Raw genomic sequence first — 734 nt, forward strand, 5'->3', positions numbered from 1 at the left:
CGGGAAGTAGCTCAGCTTGGTAGAGCACTTGGTTTGGGACCAAGGGGTCGCAGGTTCGAATCCTGTCTTCCCGACCACGTGATTTCTAATGAATGGGGCCTTAGCTCAGCTGGGAGAGCGCCTGCCTTGCACGCAGGAGGTCAGCGGTTCGATCCCGCTAGGCTCCACCATTTTTCATCAAAAACTTATATTATATTGGCGGTGTAGCTCAGCTGGCTAGAGCGTACGGTTCATACCCGTGAGGTCGGGGGTTCGATCCCCTCCGCCGCTACCAATAAATATAAGGACCTTTAGCTCAGCTGGTTAGAGCAGACGGCTCATAACCGTCCGGTCGTAGGTTCGAGTCCTACAAGGTCCACCATGTAATTTTTTTAGCCACGGAGGTATACCCAAGTTCGGCTGAAGGGATCGGTCTTGAAAACCGACAGGGGAGTCAAATCCCGCGGGGGTTCGAATCCCTCTACCTCCTCCATTTCTTTAAAAGCAGCAAGTTGTTTTGAAACAACCTTTACATAGAGGAAGCGGATGAAACAATCTACACGAAAACTTGATGCAAAATCGTTTCATTATTACCGTCGCGGGGTGGAGCAGTCCGGTAGCTCGTCGGGCTCATAACCCGAAGGTCGCAGGTTCAAATCCTGTCCCCGCAATTATTAGGTCCCGTGGTGTAGCGGTTAACATGCCTGCCTGTCACGCAGGAGATCGCGGGTTCGATTCCYGTCGGGACCGCCATT

Annotated in this window: 7 tRNA genes; all 7 read left to right on the top strand. The window is 52.4% G+C overall.

Annotation, left to right across the window (positions count from 1 at the left end):
- The 7 genes from AC1DUW_RS31360 to AC1DUW_RS31390 all read left to right on the top strand — a co-directional run bounded on the left by AC1DUW_RS31360 (position 1) and on the right by AC1DUW_RS31390 (position 732).
- A tRNA-Pro gene (locus tag AC1DUW_RS31360) sits at positions 1 to 77 on the top strand.
- A gap of 17 nt (positions 78 to 94) precedes the next feature.
- Positions 95 to 170: transfer RNA gene (locus tag AC1DUW_RS31365), tRNA-Ala, on the top strand.
- Positions 171 to 197: 27 nt separating this feature from the next.
- Positions 198 to 274: transfer RNA gene (locus AC1DUW_RS31370), tRNA-Met, on the top strand.
- Positions 275 to 284: 10 nt separating this feature from the next.
- Positions 285 to 361: transfer RNA gene (locus tag AC1DUW_RS31375), tRNA-Ile, on the top strand.
- An 18-nt stretch (positions 362 to 379) separates the two neighbouring features.
- Positions 380 to 472 (top strand) — tRNA-Ser (locus AC1DUW_RS31380).
- A gap of 104 nt (positions 473 to 576) precedes the next feature.
- A tRNA-Met gene (locus AC1DUW_RS31385) sits at positions 577 to 650 on the top strand.
- A gap of 6 nt (positions 651 to 656) precedes the next feature.
- Positions 657 to 732 (top strand) — tRNA-Asp (locus tag AC1DUW_RS31390).
- Positions 733 to 734: the final 2 nt, after the last annotated feature.

The organism is Peribacillus sp. P4_C12, assembly GCF_056402095.1.